General features: G+C 71.0%; 25 protein-coding genes and 1 pseudogene. 16 read left to right on the plus strand and 10 right to left on the minus strand.

All coding sequences use genetic code 11. The features are described from left to right. Positions 1 to 38 precede the first annotated feature (38 nt). Both GD748_RS06790 and GD748_RS06795 read right to left on the minus strand, forming a co-directional pair. Positions 39 to 581 carry a PGPGW domain-containing protein gene (locus tag GD748_RS06790; RefSeq protein WP_152194477.1) on the minus strand — a complete coding sequence of 181 codons (543 nt, stop codon included), beginning with the start codon at positions 579 to 581 and terminating at the stop codon, positions 39 to 41. A gap of 99 nt (positions 582 to 680) precedes the next feature. Continuing rightward, the gene (locus GD748_RS06795) at positions 681 to 980 is read right to left on the minus strand and encodes a WhiB family transcriptional regulator (RefSeq protein WP_152195018.1); all 300 of its coding nucleotides are present in this window, start codon (positions 978 to 980) and stop codon (positions 681 to 683) included. 152 nt (positions 981 to 1,132) lie between these two features. On the opposite strand from GD748_RS06795, the gene GD748_RS06800 reads away from it, so the two are divergent. The 3 genes from GD748_RS06800 to GD748_RS06810 all read left to right on the plus strand — a co-directional run bounded on the left by GD748_RS06800 (position 1,133) and on the right by GD748_RS06810 (position 5,663). After that, positions 1,133 to 1,798 carry a TetR/AcrR family transcriptional regulator gene (locus tag GD748_RS06800; RefSeq protein ID WP_152194478.1) on the plus strand — a complete coding sequence of 222 codons (666 nt, stop codon included), beginning with the start codon at positions 1,133 to 1,135 and terminating at the stop codon, positions 1,796 to 1,798. A gap of 114 nt (positions 1,799 to 1,912) precedes the next feature. Next, positions 1,913 to 4,558, plus strand: coding sequence for an ATP-dependent chaperone ClpB (clpB, locus tag GD748_RS06805; RefSeq protein ID WP_152194479.1), 2,646 nt, complete (start codon positions 1,913 to 1,915; stop codon positions 4,556 to 4,558). Positions 4,559 to 4,847: 289 nt separating this feature from the next. Further along, on the plus strand, positions 4,848 to 5,663 hold the full coding sequence (locus tag GD748_RS06810; protein WP_152194480.1) for a serine hydrolase domain-containing protein: 816 nt from the start codon (positions 4,848 to 4,850) through the stop codon (positions 5,661 to 5,663). Between the two features lie 35 nt (positions 5,664 to 5,698). Here the strand turns inward: GD748_RS06810 and GD748_RS06815 are convergent, their stop codons facing one another. Together GD748_RS06815 and GD748_RS06820 are read right to left on the minus strand one after the other, a co-directional pair. After that, complete coding sequence (locus tag GD748_RS06815; RefSeq protein ID WP_152194481.1) at positions 5,699 to 6,478, minus strand: septum formation family protein; 780 nt, start codon at positions 6,476 to 6,478, stop codon at positions 5,699 to 5,701. Positions 6,479 to 6,512: 34 nt separating this feature from the next. Continuing rightward, the gene (locus tag GD748_RS06820) at positions 6,513 to 7,292 is read right to left on the minus strand and encodes an exodeoxyribonuclease III (protein ID WP_152194482.1); all 780 of its coding nucleotides are present in this window, start codon (positions 7,290 to 7,292) and stop codon (positions 6,513 to 6,515) included. A 40-nt stretch (positions 7,293 to 7,332) separates the two neighbouring features. Between GD748_RS06820 and GD748_RS06825 the strand changes: the two genes are divergently transcribed. From GD748_RS06825 to GD748_RS06835, 3 genes are all read left to right on the plus strand, one after another. Continuing rightward, the gene (locus tag GD748_RS06825; protein WP_152194483.1) at positions 7,333 to 8,106 is read left to right on the plus strand and encodes an SDR family NAD(P)-dependent oxidoreductase; all 774 of its coding nucleotides are present in this window, start codon (positions 7,333 to 7,335) and stop codon (positions 8,104 to 8,106) included. A 36-nt stretch (positions 8,107 to 8,142) separates the two neighbouring features. Then, positions 8,143 to 8,718, plus strand: coding sequence for an orotate phosphoribosyltransferase (pyrE, locus tag GD748_RS06830; RefSeq protein ID WP_193312860.1), 576 nt, complete (start codon positions 8,143 to 8,145; stop codon positions 8,716 to 8,718). Between the two features lie 76 nt (positions 8,719 to 8,794). Beyond that, positions 8,795 to 9,535 (plus strand): LemA family protein, encoded by a 741-nt coding sequence (locus tag GD748_RS06835; RefSeq protein WP_152194484.1) that lies wholly within the window; start codon positions 8,795 to 8,797, stop codon positions 9,533 to 9,535. 37 nt (positions 9,536 to 9,572) lie between these two features. On the opposite strand, the gene GD748_RS06840 is transcribed toward GD748_RS06835, so the two are convergent. Then, on the minus strand, positions 9,573 to 10,346 hold the full coding sequence (locus tag GD748_RS06840; protein ID WP_152194485.1) for an HAD-IIA family hydrolase: 774 nt from the start codon (positions 10,344 to 10,346) through the stop codon (positions 9,573 to 9,575). 320 nt (positions 10,347 to 10,666) lie between these two features. Between GD748_RS06840 and GD748_RS06845 the strand changes: the two genes are divergently transcribed. The 3 genes from GD748_RS06845 (at position 10,667) to fbaA (ending at position 13,225) form a co-directional block, all read left to right on the plus strand. After that, complete coding sequence (locus tag GD748_RS06845; RefSeq protein ID WP_152194486.1) at positions 10,667 to 11,461, plus strand: hypothetical protein; 795 nt, start codon at positions 10,667 to 10,669, stop codon at positions 11,459 to 11,461. Positions 11,462 to 11,467: 6 nt separating this feature from the next. Then, on the plus strand, positions 11,468 to 12,103 hold the full coding sequence (locus tag GD748_RS06850; RefSeq protein WP_152194487.1) for a TrmH family RNA methyltransferase: 636 nt from the start codon (positions 11,468 to 11,470) through the stop codon (positions 12,101 to 12,103). Positions 12,104 to 12,202: 99 nt separating this feature from the next. Then, positions 12,203 to 13,225, plus strand: coding sequence for a class II fructose-bisphosphate aldolase (fbaA, locus tag GD748_RS06855; protein ID WP_152194488.1), 1,023 nt, complete (start codon positions 12,203 to 12,205; stop codon positions 13,223 to 13,225). A gap of 100 nt (positions 13,226 to 13,325) precedes the next feature. Here the strand turns inward: fbaA and GD748_RS19835 are convergent, their stop codons facing one another. Next, on the minus strand, positions 13,326 to 13,895 hold the full coding sequence (locus tag GD748_RS19835) for an STAS domain-containing protein (protein ID WP_226920909.1): 570 nt from the start codon (positions 13,893 to 13,895) through the stop codon (positions 13,326 to 13,328). Between the two features lie 92 nt (positions 13,896 to 13,987). Here GD748_RS19835 and GD748_RS06865 point away from each other — a divergent pair, with 92 nt between their 5' ends. Continuing rightward, positions 13,988 to 16,210: an ATP-binding SpoIIE family protein phosphatase gene (locus GD748_RS06865; RefSeq protein WP_152194489.1), complete on the plus strand. Its 2,223-nt coding sequence runs from the start codon at positions 13,988 to 13,990 to the stop codon at positions 16,208 to 16,210. An 82-nt stretch (positions 16,211 to 16,292) separates the two neighbouring features. On the opposite strand, the gene GD748_RS06870 is transcribed toward GD748_RS06865, so the two are convergent. Next, positions 16,293 to 16,637 carry an STAS domain-containing protein gene (locus tag GD748_RS06870; RefSeq protein WP_152194490.1) on the minus strand — a complete coding sequence of 115 codons (345 nt, stop codon included), beginning with the start codon at positions 16,635 to 16,637 and terminating at the stop codon, positions 16,293 to 16,295. A 196-nt stretch (positions 16,638 to 16,833) separates the two neighbouring features. Here GD748_RS06870 and GD748_RS06875 point away from each other — a divergent pair, with 196 nt between their 5' ends. The 3 genes from GD748_RS06875 to GD748_RS06885 all read left to right on the plus strand — a co-directional run bounded on the left by GD748_RS06875 (position 16,834) and on the right by GD748_RS06885 (position 20,192). After that, positions 16,834 to 18,120: an adenylosuccinate synthase gene (locus GD748_RS06875; protein ID WP_152194491.1), complete on the plus strand. Its 1,287-nt coding sequence runs from the start codon at positions 16,834 to 16,836 to the stop codon at positions 18,118 to 18,120. A gap of 254 nt (positions 18,121 to 18,374) precedes the next feature. Then, positions 18,375 to 19,088, plus strand: coding sequence for a hypothetical protein (locus tag GD748_RS06880; protein WP_152194492.1), 714 nt, complete (start codon positions 18,375 to 18,377; stop codon positions 19,086 to 19,088). A 708-nt stretch (positions 19,089 to 19,796) separates the two neighbouring features. Then, positions 19,797 to 20,192 carry a hypothetical protein gene (locus GD748_RS06885; RefSeq protein ID WP_152194493.1) on the plus strand — a complete coding sequence of 132 codons (396 nt, stop codon included), beginning with the start codon at positions 19,797 to 19,799 and terminating at the stop codon, positions 20,190 to 20,192. 107 nt (positions 20,193 to 20,299) lie between these two features. Here the strand turns inward: GD748_RS06885 and GD748_RS06890 are convergent, their stop codons facing one another. Next, on the minus strand, positions 20,300 to 20,542 hold the full coding sequence (locus GD748_RS06890; protein WP_152194494.1) for a toxin: 243 nt from the start codon (positions 20,540 to 20,542) through the stop codon (positions 20,300 to 20,302). After that, positions 20,539 to 20,772, minus strand: a complete 234-nt coding sequence (locus tag GD748_RS06895) for a ribbon-helix-helix domain-containing protein (protein WP_152194495.1) — start codon at positions 20,770 to 20,772, stop codon at positions 20,539 to 20,541. Before GD748_RS06895 ends, GD748_RS06890 begins: the two co-directional genes overlap by 4 nt. A 167-nt stretch (positions 20,773 to 20,939) precedes the next feature. Here GD748_RS06895 and GD748_RS06900 point away from each other — a divergent pair. After that, positions 20,940 to 21,549: pseudogene (locus GD748_RS06900) on the plus strand (recombinase family protein). Positions 21,550 to 21,736: 187 nt separating this feature from the next. Here the strand turns inward: GD748_RS06900 and GD748_RS06905 are convergent. Beyond that, positions 21,737 to 22,156 carry a hypothetical protein gene (locus GD748_RS06905; RefSeq protein ID WP_152194496.1) on the minus strand — a complete coding sequence of 140 codons (420 nt, stop codon included), beginning with the start codon at positions 22,154 to 22,156 and terminating at the stop codon, positions 21,737 to 21,739. A gap of 327 nt (positions 22,157 to 22,483) precedes the next feature. On the opposite strand from GD748_RS06905, the gene GD748_RS06910 reads away from it, so the two are divergent. Both GD748_RS06910 and GD748_RS06915 read left to right on the plus strand, forming a co-directional pair. Continuing rightward, positions 22,484 to 22,861: a YciI family protein gene (locus GD748_RS06910; protein WP_152194497.1), complete on the plus strand. Its 378-nt coding sequence runs from the start codon at positions 22,484 to 22,486 to the stop codon at positions 22,859 to 22,861. Between the two features lie 203 nt (positions 22,862 to 23,064). Continuing rightward, positions 23,065 to 23,952 carry a CPBP family intramembrane glutamic endopeptidase gene (locus GD748_RS06915; protein WP_193312861.1) on the plus strand — a complete coding sequence of 296 codons (888 nt, stop codon included), beginning with the start codon at positions 23,065 to 23,067 and terminating at the stop codon, positions 23,950 to 23,952. Positions 23,953 to 24,000: the final 48 nt, after the last annotated feature.

Consider the following 24,000-nt stretch of genomic DNA (forward strand, 5'->3'; position numbering starts at 1 on the left):
GCTGCGTCCGTGCCGATGACCGCCCGGCGGGCGCCGCGTCACGCGCCGTGCTTGTCGCGCAACCGCTGCAGGCGGCGGCGGGCCTCCCGGCGCGCTGCCACCCGGACCCGGTGCCGCTGCTCCATCAGGGCGACCTGCGCGACGGCGTCCGGCTTGCCGCGGAAGCGGTGTGCTGCGTAGCCGAGCAGCCCGAGCGCGATGACGCTGGAGACGACGAGGGTGACCCCCACCGCGGGGCCGCCGAACAGCCACCACTCGGGGCGCAGCGGCCACCACGGCGGCGTCGGCGGCGACCACAGCCACAACGCACCGAACGCGGCGACGAGCAGCGCACCGAGGATCGACATCATCATGCGCGGGACGGTCTCCACGCCCTCGGCCGCGGCGCGCCAGGCCCTGACCCGCACCGGCGCGACGAGCCGCCTGGCCAGGGCGTACTGGGTCGACAGGACCGCCAGGCCGGCGAAGGTCAGCAGCAGGCCCGGCCCGGGCAGGAACAGCGCGAGGACCCCGGCGAGCAGCAGCGTCCAACCGAGGATCTCCAGGGCCAGGCGTTTCGCGGCCCCGGCGGCAGTGGTCACGACAGACAATGCTAAGCCAGGCTGCCGGTCGCCATCCGCCGTCTGGGCGGCCGCTTCACGGTGTGGAGCACCGGGTCCGGTCGGCGGCTACCGACCCGCTCAGGCGTCGACCTTGCGGGGCCGGCCCCGGCCGCGCTTGCGGGCCACGATCACGCCGTCGACGAAGACCTGACCGCCCCAGACACCCCAGGGCTCGGCCCGCTCGACGGCGCCGGCGAGGCACTCCGCCCGCAGGGGGCAGCTCCCGCACAGGGATTTCGCGCGCTCGACGTGGACCGTGTGCTCCGAGAACCACAGGTCGCCCCGGTCCCGTTCCTGGCACGGCGTGAGCGCGACGGTCTCCGCATCGCCACGCACGGCGACGCCGCTCGGGGCGGGGTGGGCGGTCAGTGAGTACATGACGTGCCTCGGGGTCACGTCCCGTGGCTGCCACCACGGAACCATCATGGATGTGCAGGTCGTGCCCCCGAGAGCCTCTCCTCGACTAGTGTGGACGGTGTCCACATCGGGGGTGTTCACACTGTAGACACCGCTGCCGAAGGGAGGCAAGGGTGAAAGACGGCGGCCGCCGCTACCACCACGGAGACCTTCCCGCAGCCCTGGTCGCGGCCGGGCTGGAGCTGGCCCGCTCGGGCGGGGGTGAGGCGATCGGCCTCCGGGAGGTCACCCGGGTCGTGGGTGTGACGCCCAACGCCGCCTACCGCCACTTCGCCGACCGGCACGCCCTCGTGCTCGCCGTCGCCGCGCGCGCCCAGCAGGAGCTCGCCTCGGCCATGGCGACCCGGATGGCCGACGCCGACTCCGAGCCGGATCCAGGGTTGCGCGCCCGCCGGCGACTGCGCGCCGTCGGGCTGGCCTACATCTCCTTCGCCATCGACGAGCCGGGCTGGTTCCGGCTCGCCTTCTTCACCCCGGACCGGTCCACCGACGCGGACGGCGCCACCGGGCACGCGGACGCGCCGCCCTACCGGACGCTCCTCGCCGCCCTCGACGACCTCGTCGTCGCCGGGGTGCTGCCGGCCGACCGGCGCACCAATGCCGAGTGGGCGTGCTGGTCCGCGGTCCACGGCCTGTCCGAGCTCGCGACCCGGGGGCCGCTCCAGGGCCAACCGGCCGGCGTCGTCGAGCAGGTCGCTGAGTACGTCGTCGACTGCGCGATCGAGGGCATCCTCGCCGAACGTGCAGCGAGCGACAGTGACGGCTCGCCCGACGGCTGACCGGCCCCGTCACCGACGGGTGAGCCGAGACCTGGCACCCAAAGGTTGAGCGGAATAGACTCAACTTCGCCGCGGTTGATCCGAGCAGAACCGTTCCACCTGACCGGAGGTCCCATGGACAAGCTCACCACGAAGTCGCAGGAGGCGATCGCCTCGGCGATCCAGGCCGCGTCGGCCGCGGGCAACCCGCAGCTCGAACCGGTCCACGTCCTCGCCGCGCTGCTCGAGCAGGACGGCGGCGTGGCCGTCGCCCTCCTCGACGCCGTCGGCGCCGACCGTGCGGCCATCGCCCAGCGCGTCAGCGCCGCACTCACCACCCTGCCCGGCGCCTCCGGCTCCTCGGTGGCGCAGCCGCAGACCTCGCGCGCCGCGATGACGATGATCACCGACGCGGGCAACGAGGCCCGGACGCTGGGCGACGAGTACGTCTCCACCGAGCACCTGCTGATCGCCCTGGCCTCCTCCACCAGTCCCGCCGGCGAGATCCTGCGCGGCGCGGGAGCGGACCGCGAGGGCCTGCTCGCCGCCCTGCCGAACGTGCGCGGCAGCGCCAAGGTGACCTCCCCCGACCCGGAGGGCACCTTCAAGGCGCTGGAGAAGTACGGGCAGGACATGACGGCCGCCGCCCGCGACGGCAAGCTCGACCCGGTGATCGGGCGCGACGCGGAGATCCGGCGCGTGGTGCAGGTGCTCTCCCGCCGGACCAAGAACAACCCCGTCCTCATCGGCGACCCCGGCGTCGGGAAGACCGCCGTCGTCGAGGGCCTCGCCCAGCGCATCGTCGACGGCGACGTCCCCGAGTCCCTGCGCAACAAGCGGCTCATCGCGCTCGACCTGGCCGCGATGGTCGCCGGCGCGAAGTACCGCGGCGAGTTCGAGGAGCGGCTGAAGGCCGTGCTCGAGGAGATCAAGGCCTCCGCGGGCGAGGTCGTGACCTTCATCGACGAGCTGCACACCGTCGTCGGCGCCGGCGCCTCCGAGGGCTCCATGGACGCGGGCAACATGCTCAAGCCCATGCTCGCGCGCGGCGAGCTGCGCCTCGTCGGTGCGACCACGCTCGACGAGTACCGCGAACGCATCGAGAAGGACCCCGCGCTCGAGCGACGTTTCCAGCAGGTCTTCGTCGGCGAGCCCTCCGTGGAGGACACGGTGGCGATCCTGCGCGGCATCGCCCCGAAGTACGAGGCGCACCACAAGGTCACGATCTCCGACGGCGCCCTGGTGGCCGCCGCGACGCTCTCGGACCGCTACATCACCGGCCGCCAGCTCCCGGACAAGGCGATCGACCTCGTCGACGAGGCGGCGTCGCGCCTGCGCATGGAGCTCGACTCCTCGCCGGAGGAGATCGATGTCCTGCGCCGCGCGGTGGACCGCCTCAAGATGGAGGAGGCCTACCTCGTCGACAACGACGACGAGGCGTCGGTGGAGCGGCTGGAGAAGCTACGCGCCGACCTCGCCGACCGCACCGAGGAGCTCGCCGCCCTCACCTCGCGCTGGGAGCAGGAGAAGGCCGGCCACAACCGGGTCGGTGACCTGCGCGTCCAGCTCGACGACCTGCGCACCCAGCTCGACCGGGCCGTGCGCGAGGGCCGCTACGAGGACGCCGGACGCCTGCAGAACGGCGAGATCCCCGCCGTCGAGCGCGAGATCGCCGCCGCCGAGGCCGCGGAGTCCGACCGCGACGAAGCCTCTGCGCGGGCGCCCATGATCGCGGACAAGGTCTCGGCCGACGAGGTCGCCGAGGTCGTGGCCTCCTGGACCGGCATCCCGGTCGGACGCCTCCTGCAGGGCGAGACCGAGAAGCTCCTGCACATGGAGGACGTCATCGGCCAGCGCCTGATCGGTCAGCGCGACGCCGTCCGCGCCGTCTCCGACGCGGTGCGGCGCACCCGGGCCGGCGTCGCCGACCCCGACCGGCCCACCGGCTCCTTCCTCTTCCTCGGGCCCACCGGCGTCGGCAAGACCGAGCTGGCCAAGTCGCTCGCCGACTTCCTCTTCGACGACGAGCGGGCCATGATCCGCATCGACATGTCCGAGTACTCCGAGAAGCACTCGGTGGCCCGGCTCGTCGGCGCCCCGCCCGGGTACGTCGGGTACGAGGAGGGCGGCCAGCTGACCGAGTCCGTGCGGCGTCGCCCCTACTCGGTGGTGCTGCTGGACGAGGTGGAGAAGGCCCACCCGGAGGTCTTCGACATCCTGCTGCAGGTGCTCGACGACGGACGGCTCACCGACGGGCAGGGCCGCACCGTCGACTTCCGCAACACGATCCTCGTGCTGACGTCGAACCTCGGCTCGCAGTTCCTCGTGGACCAGAGCCTGGACGACGCCGCGAAGCGCGAGGGCGTGATGGCGGCCGTCCGGGCGGCCTTCAAGCCGGAGTTCCTCAACCGGCTGGACGACGTCGTGATCTTCGACGCGCTGAGCGTCGACGAGCTCGGCTCGATCGTTGACCTGCAGGTAGACCGGCTCGGTGCCCGCCTGGCCGACCGCCGGCTGCGCCTCGACGTCACCGACGGCGCCCGCGAGTGGCTCGCGCTCGAGGGCTTCGACCCGGCGTACGGCGCCCGGCCGCTGCGCCGCCTCGTCCAGCGCGAGATCGGCGACCGGCTCGCGAAGATGCTGCTCGGCGGCGAGGTCACCGACGGCGACACCGTGGTGGTGGACCGCGCCGAGCTCGACCCGGCGGCCGTGCTCGCCGGGACCGCACCCGGGGAGTCCGGCCTCGTGCTGAGTGTGCGCCAGGAGGCGCCGGCACTCTGAGCGCGACCCGGGCGCGGGCCGCGCACGCTTGCAGCGGACCCGGGCCCCCCGAGCCCGGGCCACAGCCGCCGAGCCGGGCCGGAGGTGGAAAGAACGTCCGGACAGTCCTGACGTTCTTTCCACCTCCGCGGCGGCCGGCGAGGGTCTGCCGCCGCCGCACTGTCGCAGCACCTTTCGGTGACCGCGAGCCATCTGCCGCCGAATACCGTCTCTCGGACACGTCCGCCGCACTCGGTCCCGGGTCGTCGCCGAGCGGCTCCTCACCCCGAGCTCGTGGCAGGCTGAGGGCGTGGATCCCTTCGAATCGCTGCGCGAGCTGGACTTTCCCGTCGGCGTGGTCGTCACCGACTCGGTCGACGCCGTCGCCCACTACGGCGACACCACCACCCCCTACCGGTGGGCGTCGGTGACCAAGCTGCTGTCGGCGACCGCCACCCTGGTCGCCGTCGAGCGCGGGATGGTGCGCCTCGACGAGGCCGCTGGCCCGGACGGCGCCACCGTGCGCCACCTCCTCGCGCACGCCTCCGGCGTCCCCTTCGACTCCGGCGCGACCCTGTCCGAGCCGGGGCGGCGGCGCGTGTACTCCAACCTCGGGATCGAGCTGCTCGCCGAGCACGTGGCCGACGCCGTCGGCACGGACTTCACCGGCTGGGTCGAGGAGACCGTCGTCGACCCGCTCGGGATGTCCACCGTGCTGATCGAGGGGTCGCCGGCCCACGGGGCGACCGGCTCCGCCGAGGACCTCGCCGTGCTCGGCCGCGAGCTGCTGAACCCGACGCTGCTCGGCCGCGAGCTCTACGAGGAGGCCACGTCGGTGGTCTTCCCTGGGCTGTCGGGCGTGCTGCCCGGCTACGGGCGTCAGGAGCACAACGACTGGGGGCTCGGCTTCGAGATCCGCGACCACAAGTCCCCGCACTGGACCGGTCAGAACTCCTCCCCGCGCACGTTCGGCCACTTCGGCCAGTCCGGCAGCTTCCTGTGGGTCGACCCGGAGGTCCACCTGTCCACCGCGTTCCTCGGCTCCGAGCCCTTCGGTGACTGGGCCGTCGAGGCGTGGCCACCGCTGACCGACGCGATCCTCGCCCAGCACGCGCCGCTGGGCTGAGCTGGCGGACGTCGGCCCGCGGAGGACGGCGCGGCTCAGCGGGTCTGGAGCGTGCCCTCGGCGAGACTCCCCATCAGGTCGCGGCCGGTGGTGTCGACGATGACGCACCGTGCGAACGTCACGCCCTGGTCCCACGCCGTGGCGTCCGGGGCGATCGTGGCGACGCCGATGCCGGAGGCGTCCACGGCCGGCGGGAGCATCTCGTTCGCGGTGCCGAGGCACAGGTCCTCGGCGACGGCGAGCACCTCGTCCTGGCCCGGGTAGTCCCCGTCGAGACCGACCTCGGCGAACGTCTCGGCCTGGTGCCACTGCGCGCAGTCCACGAGCTCCACGACGCCCTGGCCGCCGTCGAGGTCCAGCGCGCAGTCGCCGACGGCCATGGCGCCGATCGGCACCTGGCCGGTCCGGCCGCCGTCCGCGTCGGGGTCGATCGCGGACAGCGCGGCGGCCATCGCGGTGAGGATGAACAGCGTCAGCGCGAGGGTCGAGAGCGCACCGACGATCATGGCCGCGATGCCTGGACCGGTGGGACCGTTGCCCCGCCTGGCCTTGGTGTAGGAGATCGCGCCGAGGACGACGCCGAGCGGGCCGAGCGGCACCGCGACCGGGATCGCGACGACGCCGAGCGTGCGGCCCGCGGCCGTCGAGGGGCGCTGGTAGGGCATCGAGTTGAAGGGCTGCCCCGAGCCGAACGACTGCCCGTACGGGCGGGGCGCCGTGCCGACCGCGCCCTGGTGAGCCTGGCCGTACGCCGGGTACGGCCCGGCCGGGTCGCCGGGCAGGCCGGGCGACGGCGGACGGGGCGGACGGCTCATGAGGCGCACCTTACCGGCGGGCCCAGGTCCGCCCTCAGGCGAGATCGACGATCACGGGCACGTGGTCGCTCGCACCCCTGCCCTTGCGCTCGTCGCGGTCGATCTGCGCGCCGACGACGTGCGCGGCGAGCTCGGGGGAAGCCTGCACCAGGTCGATGCGCATGCCCTCGTTCCGCGGGAACCGCAGCTTCTGGTAGTCCCAGTAGGTGAACTGGGTGACGTGGGCGCGGGTGACCTCGGTGAAGCCGACGTCCTCGAACGCCCGGAAGGCCTCGCGCTCCGGCGCGGAGACGTGGGTGGCGCCGTCGAACTTGGACATGTCCCACACGTCCTCGTCCCGCGGGGCGATGTTCCAGTCGCCGACGAGGGCGATCTGCGCGTCCGGGTCCTTCACCACCCAGTCGCCCGCCGCGTGCCGCAGGGCCTCGAGCCACTGCAGCTTGTAGGTGTAGTGCGGGTCGGAGACGGTGCGGCCGTTGGGCACGTACAGGCTCCACACGCGCACACCGTCGCAGGTCACCCCCAGGGCGCGGGCCTCCTCGGCTGCCGGGTCGCCCCAGGTCGGCATGCCCGGAAACCCGATCTCGACGTCGCTGACGCCCACCCGGGAGGCCACGGCCACGCCGTTCCACTGGCTCAGACCGTGGGTGACGACCTCGTAGCCTGCCGCCTCGAAGGCCAGGAGAGGGAACTGGTCGTCGCGGCACTTCGTCTCCTGCATCGCGAGGACGTCGGTGCCCGACCGGTCGAGGAACGCCAGCACCCGATCCAGGCGCGTACGGATGGAGTTCACGTTCCAGGTCGCCAGTCGCATGCCGTGAACGCTACCCGGCACCCCCCTTACGCTGACGTCCATGGGAACCGCACTCGTCACGGGCGCCACCTCCGGCATCGGGCTGGAGCTGGCCTGGCAGCTGGCGACGTCTCGGCACCGCCTCGTGCTCGTGGCCCGCTCGGCCGACCGGCTCGAGAAGGTGGCCCACCAGATCCGCTCGGCGGCCGCCGTCAAGGTCGAGGTCCTCCCCGCCGACCTGTCGACCCGGGCCGGCCGGGACGCCGTCGTCGACCGGATCCGCCAGGCCCACCGGCCGGTCGGGCTGCTCGTCAACAACGCCGGGTTCGGCCTCGGGCAGCACCTGCTCGACGGTGAGCTCGCCCGCGAGGAGGAGGCGCTCGAGGTGATGGTCCGCGCCGTGCTCGTGCTCTCCAAGGCCGCCGCCGAGGCGATGGTGGCTCGTGGGCGCGGCGCGATCCTCAACGTCTCCTCCATGTCCGCCTTCACCGCGATGGGCACCTACGCGGCGCACAAGGCGTGGGTGCTGACCTTCACGGAGGCCCTCGCCGGGGAGCTGTCGGGCACCGGGGTCACAGCCACCGCGCTGTGCCCCGGCCTCGTCCGCACCGAGTTCCACCAGCGCTCCGGGGTCGACGCCGACGCCTGGCCAGACGCCGGCTGGATCGACGTCGAGCGCGTCGCCGCCGCCGGGCTGGCCGCGGTCCGTCGCGGGCAGGTCGTCGTCACGCCGTCCCTGCGCTACACGGCGCTCGCCGCCGGGCTGCGGCTCGCGCCGCGCCGGCTGGTGCGGGCGGTCGCCGGCCCGCGGGTCAGCAGCCGCGCGATGCGCTGAGGCGGGGCCGCCGCGGCCGTCGCTACGCTGGCCCGCGTGAGCAACCCCAACGACACCCTGCGCGGCCGGCTGGCCGCCCTCGTCCGTGACCTCGCCGTCGTGCGCGGCGAGGTCACCCTGGCCTCCGGCCTGACCTCCGACTTCTACGTCGACATGCGTCGGGCGACCCTGCACCACGCCGCCGCCCCGCTCATCGGGCACGTGATGCTCGACATGCTCGAGGAGGAGGGCTACGGCCCGGACGAGATCGACGCCGTCGGCGGGCTCACCATGGGCGCCGACCCCGTCGCCACCGCGCTCCTGCACGCCGCCGCCTCCCGCGGTCTGAACCTCGACGCCTTCGTGGTCCGCAAGGAGGCCAAGGGGCACGGGATGCGCCGGCGCGTCGAGGGGCCCGAGGTGGGCGGGCGCCGCGTCGTCGTGCTCGAGGACACCTCCACCACCGGCGGGAGCCCGCTGCAGGCCATCGAGGCGCTGCGCGAGGCCGGCGCCGAGGTGGTCGCCGTCGCCGTCGTCGTGGACCGGGACACCGGCGCCCGTGAGGCGATCGAGGCCACCGGCGTGCCGTACCTGGCGGCCCTCGGGCTGGGAGATCTCGGGCTCGAGGGGTGACGAGCGGGCCTTGTGCCCCAGGTCACTGTGATTGAATCGCGAGGCACACCAACAACGAGCGGGGAGACCGGCACGCATGGATGCGCTGGGCGTCGTACTGATCATCATCGGCGTGGTCGTGGTGATCGTGCTCATCTGGGCGATCGCGACGTACAACGGTCTCGTGCGGCTGCGCAACCTCGTCCAGGAGGCCTGGCGCCAGATCGACGTCGAGCTGCACCGGCGCTACGACCTCATCCCCAACCTGATCGAGACGGTCAAGGGCTACGCGGCGCACGAGCGCGCCGTCTTCGACGAGGTCACCGAGGCGCGGGCGGCGGCGGCCACCCCAGGGACCACCCCGGCGCAGCAGGCCCAGCAGGAGAACCAGCTGACCGCGGCGCTGGGACGGCTGTTCGCCGTCGCCGAGGCCTACCCGGAGCTGCGGGCCGCGGAGGCCTTCACCCGGCTGCAGGCCGAGCTGACGAACACCGAGGACCGCATCGCGGCCGGGCGCCGGTTCTACAACGCCAACGTGCGCCAGCTCAACACGAAGGTCGAGACGTTCCCGCCCAACATCGTCGCCTCGCTCTTCAGCTTCCGTCGGGCGGAGTACTTCGAGGCGAACGACCCCGCCGTGCGTACCGCCCCGGCCGTCAGCTTCGCCGACCGTGAGGGGGACGTGGGCATCTACCGCGGCACGGAGCGCACCGCGCCGGCCCGGGCGGACGCGAGCCCGTCCTTCGGCGGCCAGCGCGGCGGCTACGACCCGGCGCGCGACGGCGGACGGCCCACCGAGGGCGTCGTCCCGCCGGACGAGCAGGGCGCCCAGCGCTGATCGCGCCGCGACGTCCTCAGATGAGGTCGCGACGTCGTCAGATCAGGTCGATCAGGTCGGCGATGGAGTCCCCGACCTCGCTGGGCCGGTACGGGTACTTCTCGACGTCCTCGACGCGGGTGGAGCCGGTGAGCACCAGGTAGGTGCGCAGGCCCGCCTCCATGCCGGCGAGGACGTCGGTGTCCATCCGGTCGCCGACCATCGCGGTGTTCTCGGAGTGGGCGTCGATGCGGTTGAGCGCCGCACGGATCATCACCGGGTTCGGCTTGCCGACGAAGTACGGCGTGCGTCCGGTCGCCTTGGTGACCATCGCGGCGACCGCGCCGGTGGCCGGCAGCGGCCCCTCCTGCGAGGGGCCGGTGGAGTCCGGGTTCGTCGCGATGAACCGGGCGCCGGCGGCGATGAGCCGGATGGCCTTGGTGATCGCCGAGAAGGAGTAGGTGCGCGTCTCGCCGAGGATCACGTAGTCCGGGCGGGTGTCGGTGAGGATGTAGCCCGCCTCGTGCAGCGCCGTCGTCAGGCCGGCCTCGCCGATCACGTACGCGCTGCCGCCCGGCATCTGCTGGCTGACGAAGGTTGCCGTCGCGAGCGCCGAGGTCCAGATCCGCTCCTCCGGGACGCTGATCCCGGAGGCGGCCAGCCGTGCCGCGAGGTCCCGTGGCGTGAAGATCGAGTTGTTCGTCAGCACGAGGTAGGGCCGCTCGAGCTCGGTGAGCCGGGCGATGAACTCCGGCGCGCCGGGCAGGGCGCTGCCCTCGTGGACGAGCACGCCGTCCATGTCCGTCAGCCAGTTCTCGATCCGGTCCGTCATCACCGCTCCTGCGTGCTCGTCGGGGTACTGCCAGGAAGCCGTACCCAACCGGTCCGACCCTACCGACAGCGGCCGGCTCGCGGCGGCGCCGACGTTGGTGCCGGGTGGCGTCGACGGTGCTGGGCGGCGTCGGCGGTGGTGCCGGGCGGCGTCGACGATGGTGCTGGGCGGCGTCGACGATGGTGCTGGGCGGCGTCGACGATGGTGCGGGGCGGCGTCGACGGTGCCGGGCGTCTTCGGTGGTTCCGGGACGCCGGACGTACTGGTGGTCAGGACGGGCCGCACGTTAGGTTCAGGCCGGACACCACGGGGGAGAGACGATGAGCAACGAGCAAATCCCGGGCGGCGGGCACGGGCAGCAGGACCACGGTCAGCCCGGTCACGGCCAGCCCGGTTACGGTCAGGCCGGATACGTTCAGCCCGGCTACGGCCAGTCCGAGCAGCAGCCGTACGGCGAACCGGGGTACGGGCAGCCCGCGCCGCAGCTCGGGCAGCAGGGCTACGGTCAGCCGACCTTTCCTCCGCTGCCGTGGGGACCGGACGGCACCGCGGTCCTGCGGCCGGACAGCCAGCAGTACAAGAAGTTCCTCACCGCGACGCCGATCTTCCTGATCATCTTCGCCGTGTTCATGGTCGTGCGGCAGGGGATCCCGGGGCTGGTCCTCGCGCTGGTCGCCGCGGCGGTCGCGCTCGGCGGGACCATGCTCTACATCAGGCGCGCCAAGGTGGTCGTCACCCGCACCCAGGTGGGACAAGCCGCGTTCGGGGACCTCACGTGGCACAGCCTCGCCGACATCGGGCAGGTGCTCCTCTTCCCCTACCGGGCGAGCTCGCTGGACTCGCGCGTGCACCTGACCCTCCTCGTGCGCGGACGGGCGGGGGAGAAGTTCCTGAAGATCCGGTCGGACATGTGGAACCCGCAGGCCATCCTCGCCCTCGCGGGCGGCCTCGGCGTCACACCCACGACGGCGGACCAGCCGCTCTCGCCCAAGGAGCTCGAGGCGGCATTCCCCGGCTCGACCAGCTGGGGCGAGCGCCACCCCGTGCTGCTCGGCCTGCTGGTGATCCTCGCGGTCGTCGTCGTGGTCGCGGCCGCCTTCGCCGCGATGGGCTGAGCGGCAGTGGTCGCAGCGGCCGACGACGCCACGGTCGGGGTCGGGCCCTGGCCCGGCGGGCCGGCGGCGTGGCCGGACGACCCCCGGTACGACCCGCAGCTGCTCGCCGACGGGGACCGGCGCAACGTCCTCGACCGCTACCGCTACTGGACCGTCGAGGCGATCGTCGCCGACGTCGACAGCCACCGCCACCCGCTCCACGTGGCCATCGAGAACTTCGCCCACGACATGAACATCGGGTCGGTCGTCCGCACCGCCAACGCCTTCGCGGTGGCCGAGGTGCACATCGTCGGCCGGCGGCGGTGGAACCGGCGCGGCGCCATGGTCACCGACCGCTACCAGCACCTGCGCCACCACGCGGACGTCGCCGGACTGCTCGCGTGGGCCCACGAGGCGGAGCTGCCGGTCCTCGGGATCGACAACGTGCCCGGCTCCGTGCCGATCGAGGGCCGGGCCCTGCCGCGCGCGGCGGTCATGGTCTTCGGGCAGGAATCGGCCGGGCTCAGCGCCGAGGCCCTCGCCGGCTGCACGGAGGTGCTGCACATCCGCCAGTACGGGTCGACCAGGTCGATCAACGCCGGCGCCGCCGCGGCCGTGGCCATGCACGCCTGGATGGTCCAGCACGCCGGTCCTGCCGCCTAGATGTGAGGGCGCTCACCCCGGGCCGACCGTCCTATGTCTGGAGGTGCGCGAGGTGGGACAATCGCCCCGTACCGAGTCATCGAGCACAGGAGATACGACGTGCCCATCGCAACCCCCGAGGCCTACGCCGAGATGATCGACCGGGCCAAGGCAGGCAGCTTCGCCTACCCGGCCATCAACGTGACCTCGTCGCAGACCGTGACCGCCGCGCTGCGCGGCTTCGCCGAGGCCGAGAGTGACGGCATCCTGCAGGTGTCGGTCGGCGGCGGTGAGTACGCCTCCGGCTCGACCATCAAGGACCGCGTCACCGGCACCGTCGCCCTTGCCCGCTACGCCACCGAGGTCGCGAAGAACTACGGCGTCACCGTGGCCCTGCACACCGACCACTGCACCAAGGAGAACCTCGACTCCTGGGTGAAGCCGCTGCTCGCGCTCGAGGCCGAGGAGGTCGCCGCCAGCAAGCTGCCCACCTTCCAGTCGCACATGTTCGACGGCTCCACCGTGCCGCTGGAGGAGAACCTCGTCATCGCCGAGGAGCTCCTCGCGCTCTCCCAGAAGGCCCGCACGATGCTCGAGATCGAGATCGGCGTCGTCGGCGGCGAGGAGGACGGCCACGAGGCCGAGATCAACGAGAAGCTCTACACCACCGTCGAGGACGGCCTGGCCACGGTGCGCGCGCTCGGCACCGGCGAGAAGGGCCGGTACCTCACGGCCCTGACCTTCGGCAACGTCCACGGCGTGTACAAGCCCGGTGCCGTGCGGCTGCGCCCCGAGCTCCTCGGCCAGATCCAGGAGGCCGTCGGCAAGGAGGTCGGCAAGGACAAGCCGTTCGACCTCGTCTTCCACGGCGGCTCCGGCTCCACCGCCGAGGAGATCGCGACCGCCGTCGACAACGGCGTCATCAAGATGAACGTCGACACCGACACCCAGTACGCCTTCACCCGCCCCGTGGTGGAGCACATGTTCAAGAACTACGACGGCGTCCTCAAGATCGACGGCGAGGTCGGCAACAAGAAGGCCTACGACCCGCGCGCCTGGGGCAAGGCCGCCGAGGCCGGTATGGCCGAGCGCATCGCCGAGGCCTGCCAGCGGCTGCGGTCTGCCGGCACCAAGATGGCCTGACCGAGCTCAGCACCGCCGGAGGCCCGGCACCCCAGCGGGGGGTGCCGGGCCTCCGGTCTCGGCAGAGCCCGCGCGGCGCCTGGTGGCACGACGCCTCGGGTCAGGCGGCGCCGTCCGGCAGGTCGTCGTCGTCGCCGAACCCGGGGTCGGTGTCGAGGACGGCGATCACCTCGCCGATACGCGTGACCTCGAGCAGGAAGCGCACGACGTCGGGCGGCTGGATCATCGTGACCCGGCCGGGAGTGCGGTGCGCCAGGCGCGCCAGCATCGCGACGCCCGAGGAGTCCATGAAGGTGATGTGGCGGGCGTCGATCTGGACCGGCAGCCCGGCACTCGTCGCCTCCTCGACGGCGTCGGCGAGCTCGGTCGACAGTGCGGCGTCGATGTCCCCGGAGAGCACCAGCCGGGTGCGCGGCCCGGCAGCCATCACGTGGACCGAGCCACCTTCGGGCGCTGCGGGACCTGCGTCGTCCGCGTCGTCGTCGGGCGTCGGGGCGCTCTGCGGCGACGGCGTCCGGGGCGCCGTCATCCCGTCCGGCGACGCCGTCCGGGGCGCCGACACCCCGTCCGGCGACGGCGTACCGGCGGCGGGTGCGCCGTCGTGCGAGACCTCGCCCTCATGAATCGGGGTAGCTGCCGGCTCTGCCGGGTCCTGCGTCACGTCGTGCACCGCACCTCCATTTGCCGGCCGCGGCGTGGCAACCGCGTGCGCCGGGCCCGAACTCAAGGCATCGTAGGAACCGTAGACGATCGGAGAGCTCGATGGGGAATACCCCTGCCCTTGGCGCCGCTGGTACCACCGCCGCATTCGGCCCGACAGCGCCCGAGGGGAGCGGGTCCCACGCGGCGCGTGCGAGCGAGCACTGGGCGGTCTCGGTGCTGCGCCAGCTGCCCGACGCCGTCGTCGTCGTCGGAGCACGCCCCGACGGCAGCTGGAAGGTGGTGGCGGTCAACGACGCGGCCGTGGAGATGACCGGCATCTCCCGCGCCCGGCTGCTGCACGGCGGGCCGGACCTGCTGCGCGAGTCCGGGATCGGCTCCGACAGCCGCGAGGTGCTCTCGAACGCCCTCGCCACCGGCGAGCCGGCCACGCTCACCACCCGGATGACCCGCGACGGCAGACCGTACTGGGCGGCTATCGAGCTGGTGCCGCTCAGCGGGGACGACCTGCGGGAACGCGTGTGGGTCGCCGTCGTCCGCGATGTCTCCGAGCAGGTGGAGAGCGCCCAGCTGGAGCGGGTGCGGCTCGAGATCGAGCGACGCGCCCGCCTCGGCCTGAGCATCGTCGCCCGCGTGTCGGACCTTCTCCAGGAGGCCGACGCCGCCGACGTGCTCCGCGCGATCGCCGAGATGATCACCCGCCAGGTGGTGGCCTGGAGCGGCTTCTTCGTTCTCGAGCGGGGCCTCCAGCAGGTCGAGGGGATCGCCCAGCGGCCCCCGTTCATCAGCCCCCGGCCGGCACACGTGGACGCGGACGCCGACCCCGTCCTCGACCTGCTCGAGAGCAACGAGATGCGCACCGTGCGGATCGAGAGGGACGCCCCGCCCGCCCCGGGCACGATCACGGCCGACCTCGTCGGGCTCCTGCGTCCCCAGCTGGACGCGCACCCGGGTGGTGACGGCGGGATCCTCGTGCTGCCGGTCCTCGGCAGGCAGCGGACCCTCGGGCTGCTCGTCGCGCTGCCCCACGGCGGTCCCGCCGAGGCCACGATCTCCGACGCCCTCACCGACGAGCCAGTCGCCGGTGCCGTCGAGGTGCTGCCGGACGAGGTCGGCACCGTGCTCGAGCTCGTCGCCCGACGGGTCGGCATGGCGATGGACAACGCCCAGCTCTACGCCCGCGAGCACCTCCTGGCCGAGACGCTCCAGCGCGCGATGCTGCCCGAGCAGGCGGACGTGCGCGGCATGGACGTGTGGACCTACTACTCCCCCAACATCGAGCACGCCCAGGTCGGCGGGGACTGGTACGACGTGGTGAACCTCGACGACGAGACGGTCGCCGTCGTCATCGGTGACGTCGTCGGGCACGACGTCGAGGCCGCCGCCGCGATGGGGCAGCTCCGCTCGGTGGTGCGCGCCTATGCCCAGGAGCTCGTCGACCCCGCCACGGTGCTCGGCCGCGTCGACACCCTGGTGACCGGGATGCGGATCCCCCGCACGGCGTCCCTGGTGTACGCCACGCTGAGCCGCCGGGACGACGACGGCTGGGACCTGGCGTACTCCCGGGCCGGGCACCTGCCCGCGATCCTCGTGCGCGACGGCGTGGCCACGACTCTGGACGAGGCGGGCGGGCCGCTGATCGGCTTCGGCACCGGCGACCGGACGACCTCCCGGGTGGAGGTGCTGCCCGGCGACGTCCTCGTGCTCTACACCGACGGTCTCGTCGAGCGCCGCGACCGCGGCATGCGGGAGGGCCTCGACGCGCTCGTCGAGCTGTGCACGAGCGTGCTGGCCCCCGACGCCGCCGGCGTGGGGGAGGAGCTGCTTCAGCTCGCCGATGCACCCGAGGACGACGTCGCCGTCGTGGTCATCAGGGTGCCGGGCGGACCCACGACCGAGGACGACGCCGCGAGCCCCCGACGCCGACGGTGGCAGCTGCCCGCGGACGCCGCGTCGATCGGCCGAGCCCGGCACGCGGTCCGCCGCGCCTGCTCGGCCTGGGGCATCGACAACGTCGCCGCCGCCGAGCTGGTGGTGTCCGAGCTCATGGCCAACGCCGTCATGCACGGCTGGGGCCGCATCGGCCTGCGCCTGCAGGCGACCGGCGACGGGCTGCGCATCGAGGTCGAGGACGGCAACCCGGCGCCGCCGATCACCCGGGAGCACCACGCCGCTCGGGTGGGCGGCTTCGGGATGCACATCGTCGACCGGCTCGCGGACTGGGGTTGGCGTCCCACCGCCGGCGGCAAGGTGGTCTGGGCACGGCTGCGCGAGGAGTCCATGGGGCCGGTCCCGGTGAGCACCTCGGCGGACGGGACCACCTGAGCGGACGGGACGCCGACATCCCCGGGACGCCGGCCGCCCGGTCGCCGCGATGCGGGCAGCCCGTGGGCGGCCTCGCGGTGGCTCAGGCGCGCAGACTGTCGGAGTCGACGTGGGAGCAGCGGTGCTGGCGGTCGATCCGGAACATGTCCAGGGCGCCGCAGATCTCCAGGACGAACAGCTCGCGGTCGCTCGTGCCGCGCAGGACCGTCGCACCACCGCGCCGGGTGGCGGCGTCCGCCAGTGCCATGAGGAACGCCGCGCCCGTGGAGTCCATGAAGGCGACCTCGCACATGTCGACCACGAGGAGCTGGCGTCGCAGGCCGCTCACCTTGGCCGTGATCTCCGGGAACCGGTCCCGCTCGGCGAGGTCGAGATCTCCTGCGATTGTCACGCTCGCCGATGTCGCGGAGGCCGAGATCTCGATCATGCGGTGCGTCCCCCAGGAGACAGCGCGCCCTCGGACGCGCGCTTGCGGTGGTCCCGGTCGACGGTAGTGCGCTCGTGGTCCGAGCGCACGCCGGGGCGGCCGGGCCGGGGGTGGACGCCCCGGGCGCCGTACAGGGACGCACGGTAACCTCGGGTGGGCGCCGACCGGCGCCCGCAGGGCAGCGAGAGGACGTCAGATGCCAGCCGTGGTGGTCGTCGGTGCGCAGTGGGGCGACGAGGGCAAGGGCAAGGCGACCGACCAGCTCGGTTCGCGCGTCGACTACGTGGTGAAGTTCAACGGCGGCAACAACGCCGGGCACACCGTGGTGGTCGGGGACGAGAAGTACGCGCTCCACCTCCTGCCGTCGGGCATCCTCTCCCCGGGCTGCACCCCGGTGATCGGCAACGGCGTCGTCGTCGACCTGGAGGTCCTCTTCGAGGAGATCGACGGGCTGAACGCGCGCGGGGTGGACACCTCCCGGCTCCTCGTCTCGGCGAGCGCGCACATCATCCCGCCGTACAACCGCACGCTGGACAAGGTCACGGAGCGGTTCCTCGGCAAGCGTCAGATCGGCACCACCGGGCGCGGCATCGGGCCGACCTACGCGGACAAGATGAACCGCGTCGGCATCCGCGTCCAGGACCTCTTCGACTCCTCGATCCTGCGCCAGAAGGTCGAGGGGGCGCTGGCGCAGAAGAACCAGATGCTGGTGAAGGTCTTCAACCGCCGGGCCGTCGACGTCGACGAGATCACCGACGAGCTGCTGTCCTACGCGGAGCGCGTGCGCCCGATGGTCGCCGACTCCGCACTGGTGCTGAACCAGGCGCTCGACGACGGCCGGACCGTCGTCTTCGAGGCCGGCCAGGCGACCATGCTCGACGTCGACCACGGCACCTACCCGTTCGTGACCTCCTCGTCGGCCACCGCCGCCGGGGCGTGCACCGGCTCGGGCGTCGGCCCGACCCGCATCGACCGGGTCGTGGGGGTCATCAAGGCCTACACGACGCGGGTGGGCGAGGGGCCGTTCCCCACCGAGCTGGACGACGACATGGGCGAGCGCCTGCGCCAGGTCGGCGGCGAGTACGGCACCACGACGGGCCGGCCGCGCCGGACCGGGTGGTACGACGCCGTCGTCGCCCGCTACGCCACCCGGATCAACGGCCTGACGGACCTCGTCCTGACCAAGCTCGACGTCCTCACCGGCCTGGAGAAGGTGCCGGTCTGCGTCGCGTACGACGTCGACGGCGTCCGGCACGACGAGATGCCGATCGACCAGTCCGCCTTCCACCACGCCCGCCCTGTCTACGCCGAGCTCGACGGCTGGTCCGAGGACATCTCCGGTGCCCGGACCTTCGAGGACCTGCCGGTCAACGCGCAGCGGTACGTCCTCGCGCTGGAGGAGATGAGCGGGACAAGGATCTCCTCCATCGGCGTCGGACCGGACCGTGAGGCCACGATCGTCCGGCACGACCTGCTGGACTGAGGCCGTTCGGTCGGTCACCGGGGCACGGCCGGGCTGATGCGCGGAGGGACGTCGTGCGAGCCGCTAGAGCCACTAGGGCACGGCCGCAAGGACGTCCTCGGTCAGCGCTCAATCACCGGGAACGTTCCCGGATGGGTCTTGCGGGACGCCCGATGCCGCGTGCAACTCCCGACCTGGCAGTTTCCCGCAGGAGGTTGGCCTATCGGGACGTCCGGACATGCCGACGACCGGCCTGGTCGTGGTTCGATCGGCGTATGACCAATTGGGCGGACCTTCGCGACGCGTACGGCTCGGCCGAGAAGGTTCCCGCGATGCTCGTTGCGGCGGAGGAATCCGGCGTCGAATTAGGACCGGCTTGGGACGCCGCATGGAGTCACCTGTGCCATCAAGGAACGGTGTACAGCGCGAGCTACGAGGCGATTCCGCTTCTGGCTGACATCTGCTCGCGGCTTCCGATGCGCGGTTACATGCCGGGACTTCAGTTGGCTGGCTCGATCCTTGCTTCCATCTACGGGCCCGTAAGCCCGACAGAAGTTCGAGCTACGTTCGCCACCGCGATTTCTCGACTGCGTGACATTGCGGAGTCCGCTCTGCCGCTGGCAGAAGGCGACCCCGAGTTCACCTATGCACTTGAGACTCTGGCCGCTTTCGAGGACCTGGGTGTATGGCAACGGACGCTCAGCTACCTCGCGGATGGCGAGGCGCCGCTCATCTGTGATCCGTGTGGGGCCGAGTTGCTTCTTCAGTTGGATGAGAGCCCGCCCAAAGTTGCGACCTGGAACGCAGGCGATGGCAAGCGAGACGTCGTGGGCATGGAGCCAACGCACGGAACCGCGGAGGCCAGGCTGTGGGGCCTCGCCGACACCCACGGACGCGCGGCAGTGGCCGAGAGCCTTCGCTTCTACTTCGGCTCGTCGACCTGTCCCGCATGTGGCAACGAGTTGAGCATCCCGGAAGCCTTCGCGTGAGCTGATCCGCTGTGTCGTGCCGCGGACAGCGTGCGCGCCATCAAGGATCGGTCTGCGGGATGCGGCTATCGGCTCGGGGCCGAGCGTGGCGTCGCGCCGTCGCACTGTGCGGATTGTCGACGGCCTCGGGCGGGGACTCACCTACGACGTCGAAGTATCGCGTACACGACAGCGCCAGCCGCGACTCCCGTAACGACGGCAACCACGATCCACCATCCATTGTTACAGGGAACCACGTAGCCGAAGTACGAATAGCACTCGGGCGGATCAGTGTCGATTCCCGAGGCCGGGGCGAGGAGTACGTGCGTAAGAACGGCTGCAACAAGAGCAGTCGCAATTGCTGGCCAGATTGATTTTGCTCTGGGTGGTCGAGGACCGTGGTCGATCACCCGACTGGGCTCTGTGGGCGTTTGCATCCAACTCATCTCCAGCGACGGTCGCAGTCCCCCGGTGACTAGCCCACGCTATCGAGCCGGGTCACTGCGGGACAGGCAGATTGCCGAGTGAGTCGCAATCGTTACGGCGGGAGTGGACCGTAGTCTGCGCTGAGGGAGGACGCCGTCCGCGCCGAGCGTTGGCCAGTCGCTCCCATAGGACTGAACTCCCTACGTCGACCGTCCCGTAAACCGACCGCCCTGCAGATCCTGGCCTAAACAGTGTCCCGTCGGGCACCCTCCTCCACGCACCGATCCCTGCAATCCTGGGCTTGTGAACCAGCCCGCCCCAAGAGTGTCTCTGAAGCGTCTCCTCGTCCTGCTGGCCCTGCTCGTGACCGTTGCCGGCGTAGCACTCCTCCGCCCCGTGGTGATGATCGAGATCGATGACGGATGGGCGATCCCACCGTCGAGTGACGCCCCGGACCTGCCAGCTGGCGTCACCATCGCGAGTGATGAACGCCAATGCGGATCCGGTGGATGCTGGCGCGAGCTCACACTGCATGGGCCAGAGCACCAGACGCCCGAAGAACTTGCTGCCACCCTCGACATCCCAGAAGAGGTCTGCCGCGCACGCAGCCTGCTAGACAGGCGTCGCGTGTGCACCGGCGTCACCACGCACGACCACGTCCGCGTCTACCTCCAGTTCGATCGACACCTCAACCTGTAAAGAAGAGAAGCCGAAAGCCCAGGCGTTACTTCGGGACACTGATCGTCGACCCTCATGGTGTGCTCCGTCCCGGCGAGCCATCCGCTCGTGGTGAGGTGGGCCTCTTTTCAGGGCAGGAGATCCCAGTACTGCTTGCGGGCTGGCATGGCGTGAATGACCAGTTCTTCGCCGCTCTCGAAGATGAGGACAACTGTCTCAAGCAGGCGAGCGTGGGTGTCGAAGCCGAGCCTCAGTTCGCGGTGAGGCCAGTCCTCCTCATCGAGTGGCTCCACCCAGATTGGCCAGTCGGCCGCTTGGACTGCGTCGTCTGCAAGCACTCCGTGCTTGAGAGCGCTGTCATGGACCTTCACGCTGCGAAGCCGGCCAACGCCCTTCGAATAGCTTCGGACCGCGAAATGTGCTCGCGCTCGGCGATGGCGTCGACCGCGGCGAGTTCCTCGGCAGTTAGACGCACTGCGACGACCTGCATCGGCTCAGCACCGCGCCCAGGACGGCCACGGCCGCGGCGCTTCATCTCCTCAACGTCGTACCCGTCCTCAGCCTCGTGAGCCCACTGACGGATCTCCTCCTCGCTCACCATGACCAAAATCGTATGACGAAAAGGCCGTCTCTGGAAGCACTCGACGAGGGACAGGTACTTGCCTACCGGGACGGAAAGGCAGTCGCTGGTGAGGTCGGGCTCCGCCCGCGCCCGAGTCGACCACATTCCGGTGGCGCGGCCGGGCCAATCCCTTGGGGAGGTGCGCCATGCGCGCACTACTTGTCGGGTACGCCCGATGCTCCACCGATCAGCAAGACCTCACATCGCAACGCGATGCCCTGCTCAGCCTCGGCGTCGAGACCGAACGCATGTACGTCGATCACGGCCTGACCGGCACCACCCGAGAACGCCAAGGCCTGCGCGAGGCCCTGGCCGCGTGCCGGGCTGGGGACACCCTGGTGGTCACCAAGCTCGACCGCCTGGCCGGTCCCTGCCCGATGCGCGGGCGATCGCGGACGAGTTGACCGCCCGACAGATCAGCCTCTCGCTCGGCGGGTCCGTCTACGACCCGACCGACGCAGTTGGTCGTCTTCTGTTCAACGTGCTCGCCATGGTCGCGGAGTTCGAGTCCGACCTGATCCGCTTGCGCACGGTTGAGGGCATGAAGGTCGCAAAGGCCAGGTCGGTTGAAGGGGAAGCAGCCCAATCAGCCGTAAGCAGGAAGCGCATCTGGTGTCGCTGGTGCACAGCGGCGAGTACAGCACTCTCGAGGTCGGCGAACTGTTCGGTGTCGGCCGCTCCACCGTCTACCGCGCCATCCAACGCCAACGGCTGGCAGCCAAGGCCGAGCTTGCGGATGCTTCGGCACGAGGCTGAACGCCCACCTCGACGGCGTCCCGCAACCGACTCGTCGCGGGACGCCATCAAGCAAGTCTTCCTCGGAGGCAGCCGCGGAGAGCGGATTCCCGACGGAGGTTCGGCTATCGGGACGGCGGGAAGATATGGCTCCGCCAACGCTCGGATCGCGGCATGGGCGTCGTCTCTAGGGGGAGACGTCTCAACGTCAGTAAGGGGGCAAGGCCAGTTCCCAAAGCCGGACGACGTACCGCAGCTCTGAGGCTTGCTGCCGTCTGTAGTGGACTTCATGAATGTGACGGTCGTTCTCGTAGAGACCGACGGCCTCCAGTTCGCCGAGGTGATCCAGCAGTTTGCGTCGACCCTTGGCCTCTAGCAGGTCTCCCACTCCGCCGAGGAAGTTGGTGGCGTCCGCTGGCGGCTCTGCAGGCGAGATCACCGTCAGATCAAGGCCGATGGGCCGAGACCCGAAGGGCACCGCTTGGCGATCTCCAATCGCTCGGCGTGCGGCTTCGAGTTGATCAATGACACGTTCAAAATGCGTATGGCCGGGATCTAGGAGCGACTTCGCCTCGTCTTTGACAGGCGGCCAACCGTCCACGCTGAAGGTGACCTCTCGTGTGTCCATCACACTATGGTCGGCAAAGCCGATCCAGTGCCAGCGGCAGACGCGGAGGGTCAAGTGCCGGCACCGTGGGCATTGTCCGCGTGCGGCACACCTCAAGCCGGTCTTGCCGGCACTGGCCGGCGTCTCGGTTCGCCGACTTCTTCTTCATCGAGATGGGGCCTTCTGCTCCGGTGCAGACATGGGTGATTGAGGTCGACAGCCTTCGAAACTACCGGGCCGTGACCACACACTCATGCGATCGTCGGTCGATGTCGATCGACGGGGCGCCCGTTCGACGTCCTTGGTAAGGGCGACGTCATCGTCTCCCCCCGACGAGAGGATCAACTCATGACCCAGTACTTCCTGACCATGCCCCACGACTCGGCGACCGAGCCGACGATGGCCTCGATGCGGGAGTCCGACCCCGCCGAGCTGGAGGCCGTGATGACCGCGGTCGACGAGTTCAACACTGCCCTGACCGACTCCGGGGCGCTCCTGTTCGCCGGCGGCCTCACCCCGCCCTCGACGGCGAAGACCGTCGACACCACGTCGGGCCAGACGCGGGTACTCGATGAGCCGTTCGTAGAGGCGTCGGCGTACGTCGGCGGCTTCTGGGTGATTGAAGCGGCAGATGAGGCCACGGCCCTCGAGTGGGCGACCAGGGCGTCGCTCGCAGTGCAGTCCCGCATCGAGGTACGCGCCCTGCAGGAGGCTCCCGCGGAGTAGCTCGAGCGCGACGACGGACACGGAGCCGGCCCGGCCTGACGTCCACCGTCGACTACCTCATGACCAGCTACGGTTCCCTGAGTGGCACGCTGATCTGTCGCGCGGGCCGTCCCTCACGGCAGCACGGTCACCGACCGCAGGTGGAATAGCGTCCTCGTATGACCCATCCGAGGAGCGCTCACCCCTGGTCGTCCCGACCGCGTATGCCTTTGATCCTGCGGCTGGTCATCGTCGGCGCCGGTGCGTTGGTCATCTGGCTCGCGATCGCGTCGCTGGGCACGGTGCTGTGGGACGAGGAGATGTCGCTGGCGAGGCACCTCGCGAATGCTCTCTCGGCTTTCGTGCTGGCTGGCTTGCTGGTCGTAGTTGCACGCAAACTGCTCGATCGCCGCCCCGTCGCGACGCTGGGGCTGACCCGAGGTCTCGTGGCGGTGCGGGACCTGCTTTACGGCGCATTGACGTGGCTGCTGCCGGCCGCCGTCGGGCTCGGAGTGGCGCTGGGAGCGGGGTGGCTGCAGATCGAGATCAACGCGACGGTCGCCGAGACCATCGGCGTCGTGCTGCTGTTGATCGTCCTAGTTTTCGTCTACGAAGCCTTCCCAGAGGAACTGGTCTTTCGCGGGTACATCTACCGCAACCTCACCACCGCCATGGCCCCGTGGCTTGCCATCCTGGCGCAAGCACTGATCTTCGCCGCTTTCGGCACCACCTTGTGGGTGGTCACACACGGGTGGGGCGTTCTTCTTGAACGACTCGTGATGTTCTTCGGGATGGCGGTCGTCGCGGGTTGCATCCGCCTGATCTCCGGCTCGATCTGGTCCGCCGTCGGCTTCCACCTGGCATTCCAGGTGGTGATGCAGATGTTCCTATCGGGCCAGTACCTTGAGGTCTCGCTCAGCGACGACCGGGCGTTCATCGTGGCCACGGCGGTGGTCGCCTTCGCGACAGCCGCCACGATCGCCGGAGCATTTTGGCGGGGTCAACCGAACTGGACCCGCCCTGAACCCGACACCGCACTCCCGGCGGCTCACGCCACCAGCCGACGCTTGAGCAAGTCAGATGTCGCCGCCGTGCGGCGTTCCCGACGATGAGCATGCACAAGCGAGGGGGGCGCTCGCGGGCGGCAGTGACCCGGGGAT

It is taken from the genome of Georgenia subflava (genome assembly GCF_009193155.1).
GTDB lineage: Bacteria > Actinomycetota > Actinomycetes > Actinomycetales > Actinomycetaceae > Georgenia > Georgenia subflava.

Excerpts from the sequence above, each read along its gene's own strand:
- GD748_RS06910 (WP_152194497.1), top strand. The coding sequence starts at position 22,484 with ATGACCCAGTACTTCCTGACCATGCCCCACGACTCGGCGACCGAGCCG.
- GD748_RS06835 (WP_152194484.1), top strand. The coding sequence starts at position 8,795 with ATGGATGCGCTGGGCGTCGTACTGATCATCATCGGCGTGGTCGTGGTG.
- GD748_RS06795 (WP_152195018.1), bottom strand. The coding sequence starts at position 980 with ATGTACTCACTGACCGCCCACCCCGCCCCGAGCGGCGTCGCCGTGCGT.
- GD748_RS06845 (WP_152194486.1), top strand. The coding sequence starts at position 10,667 with ATGAGCAACGAGCAAATCCCGGGCGGCGGGCACGGGCAGCAGGACCAC.
- clpB (WP_152194479.1), top strand. The coding sequence starts at position 1,913 with ATGGACAAGCTCACCACGAAGTCGCAGGAGGCGATCGCCTCGGCGATC.
- GD748_RS06865 (WP_152194489.1), top strand. The coding sequence starts at position 13,988 with ATGGGGAATACCCCTGCCCTTGGCGCCGCTGGTACCACCGCCGCATTC.
- GD748_RS06915 (WP_193312861.1), top strand. The coding sequence starts at position 23,065 with ATGCCTTTGATCCTGCGGCTGGTCATCGTCGGCGCCGGTGCGTTGGTC.
- GD748_RS06815 (WP_152194481.1), bottom strand. The coding sequence starts at position 6,478 with ATGAGCCGTCCGCCCCGTCCGCCGTCGCCCGGCCTGCCCGGCGACCCG.
- GD748_RS06875 (WP_152194491.1), top strand. The coding sequence starts at position 16,834 with ATGCCAGCCGTGGTGGTCGTCGGTGCGCAGTGGGGCGACGAGGGCAAG.
- GD748_RS06905 (WP_152194496.1), bottom strand. The coding sequence starts at position 22,156 with ATGGACACACGAGAGGTCACCTTCAGCGTGGACGGTTGGCCGCCTGTC.
- GD748_RS06870 (WP_152194490.1), bottom strand. The coding sequence starts at position 16,637 with ATGATCGAGATCTCGGCCTCCGCGACATCGGCGAGCGTGACAATCGCA.
- GD748_RS06825 (WP_152194483.1), top strand. The coding sequence starts at position 7,333 with ATGGGAACCGCACTCGTCACGGGCGCCACCTCCGGCATCGGGCTGGAG.
- GD748_RS06840 (WP_152194485.1), bottom strand. The coding sequence starts at position 10,346 with ATGACGGACCGGATCGAGAACTGGCTGACGGACATGGACGGCGTGCTC.
- GD748_RS06895 (WP_152194495.1), bottom strand. The coding sequence starts at position 20,772 with ATGGTGAGCGAGGAGGAGATCCGTCAGTGGGCTCACGAGGCTGAGGAC.
- GD748_RS06820 (WP_152194482.1), bottom strand. The coding sequence starts at position 7,292 with ATGCGACTGGCGACCTGGAACGTGAACTCCATCCGTACGCGCCTGGAT.
- GD748_RS06880 (WP_152194492.1), top strand. The coding sequence starts at position 18,375 with ATGACCAATTGGGCGGACCTTCGCGACGCGTACGGCTCGGCCGAGAAG.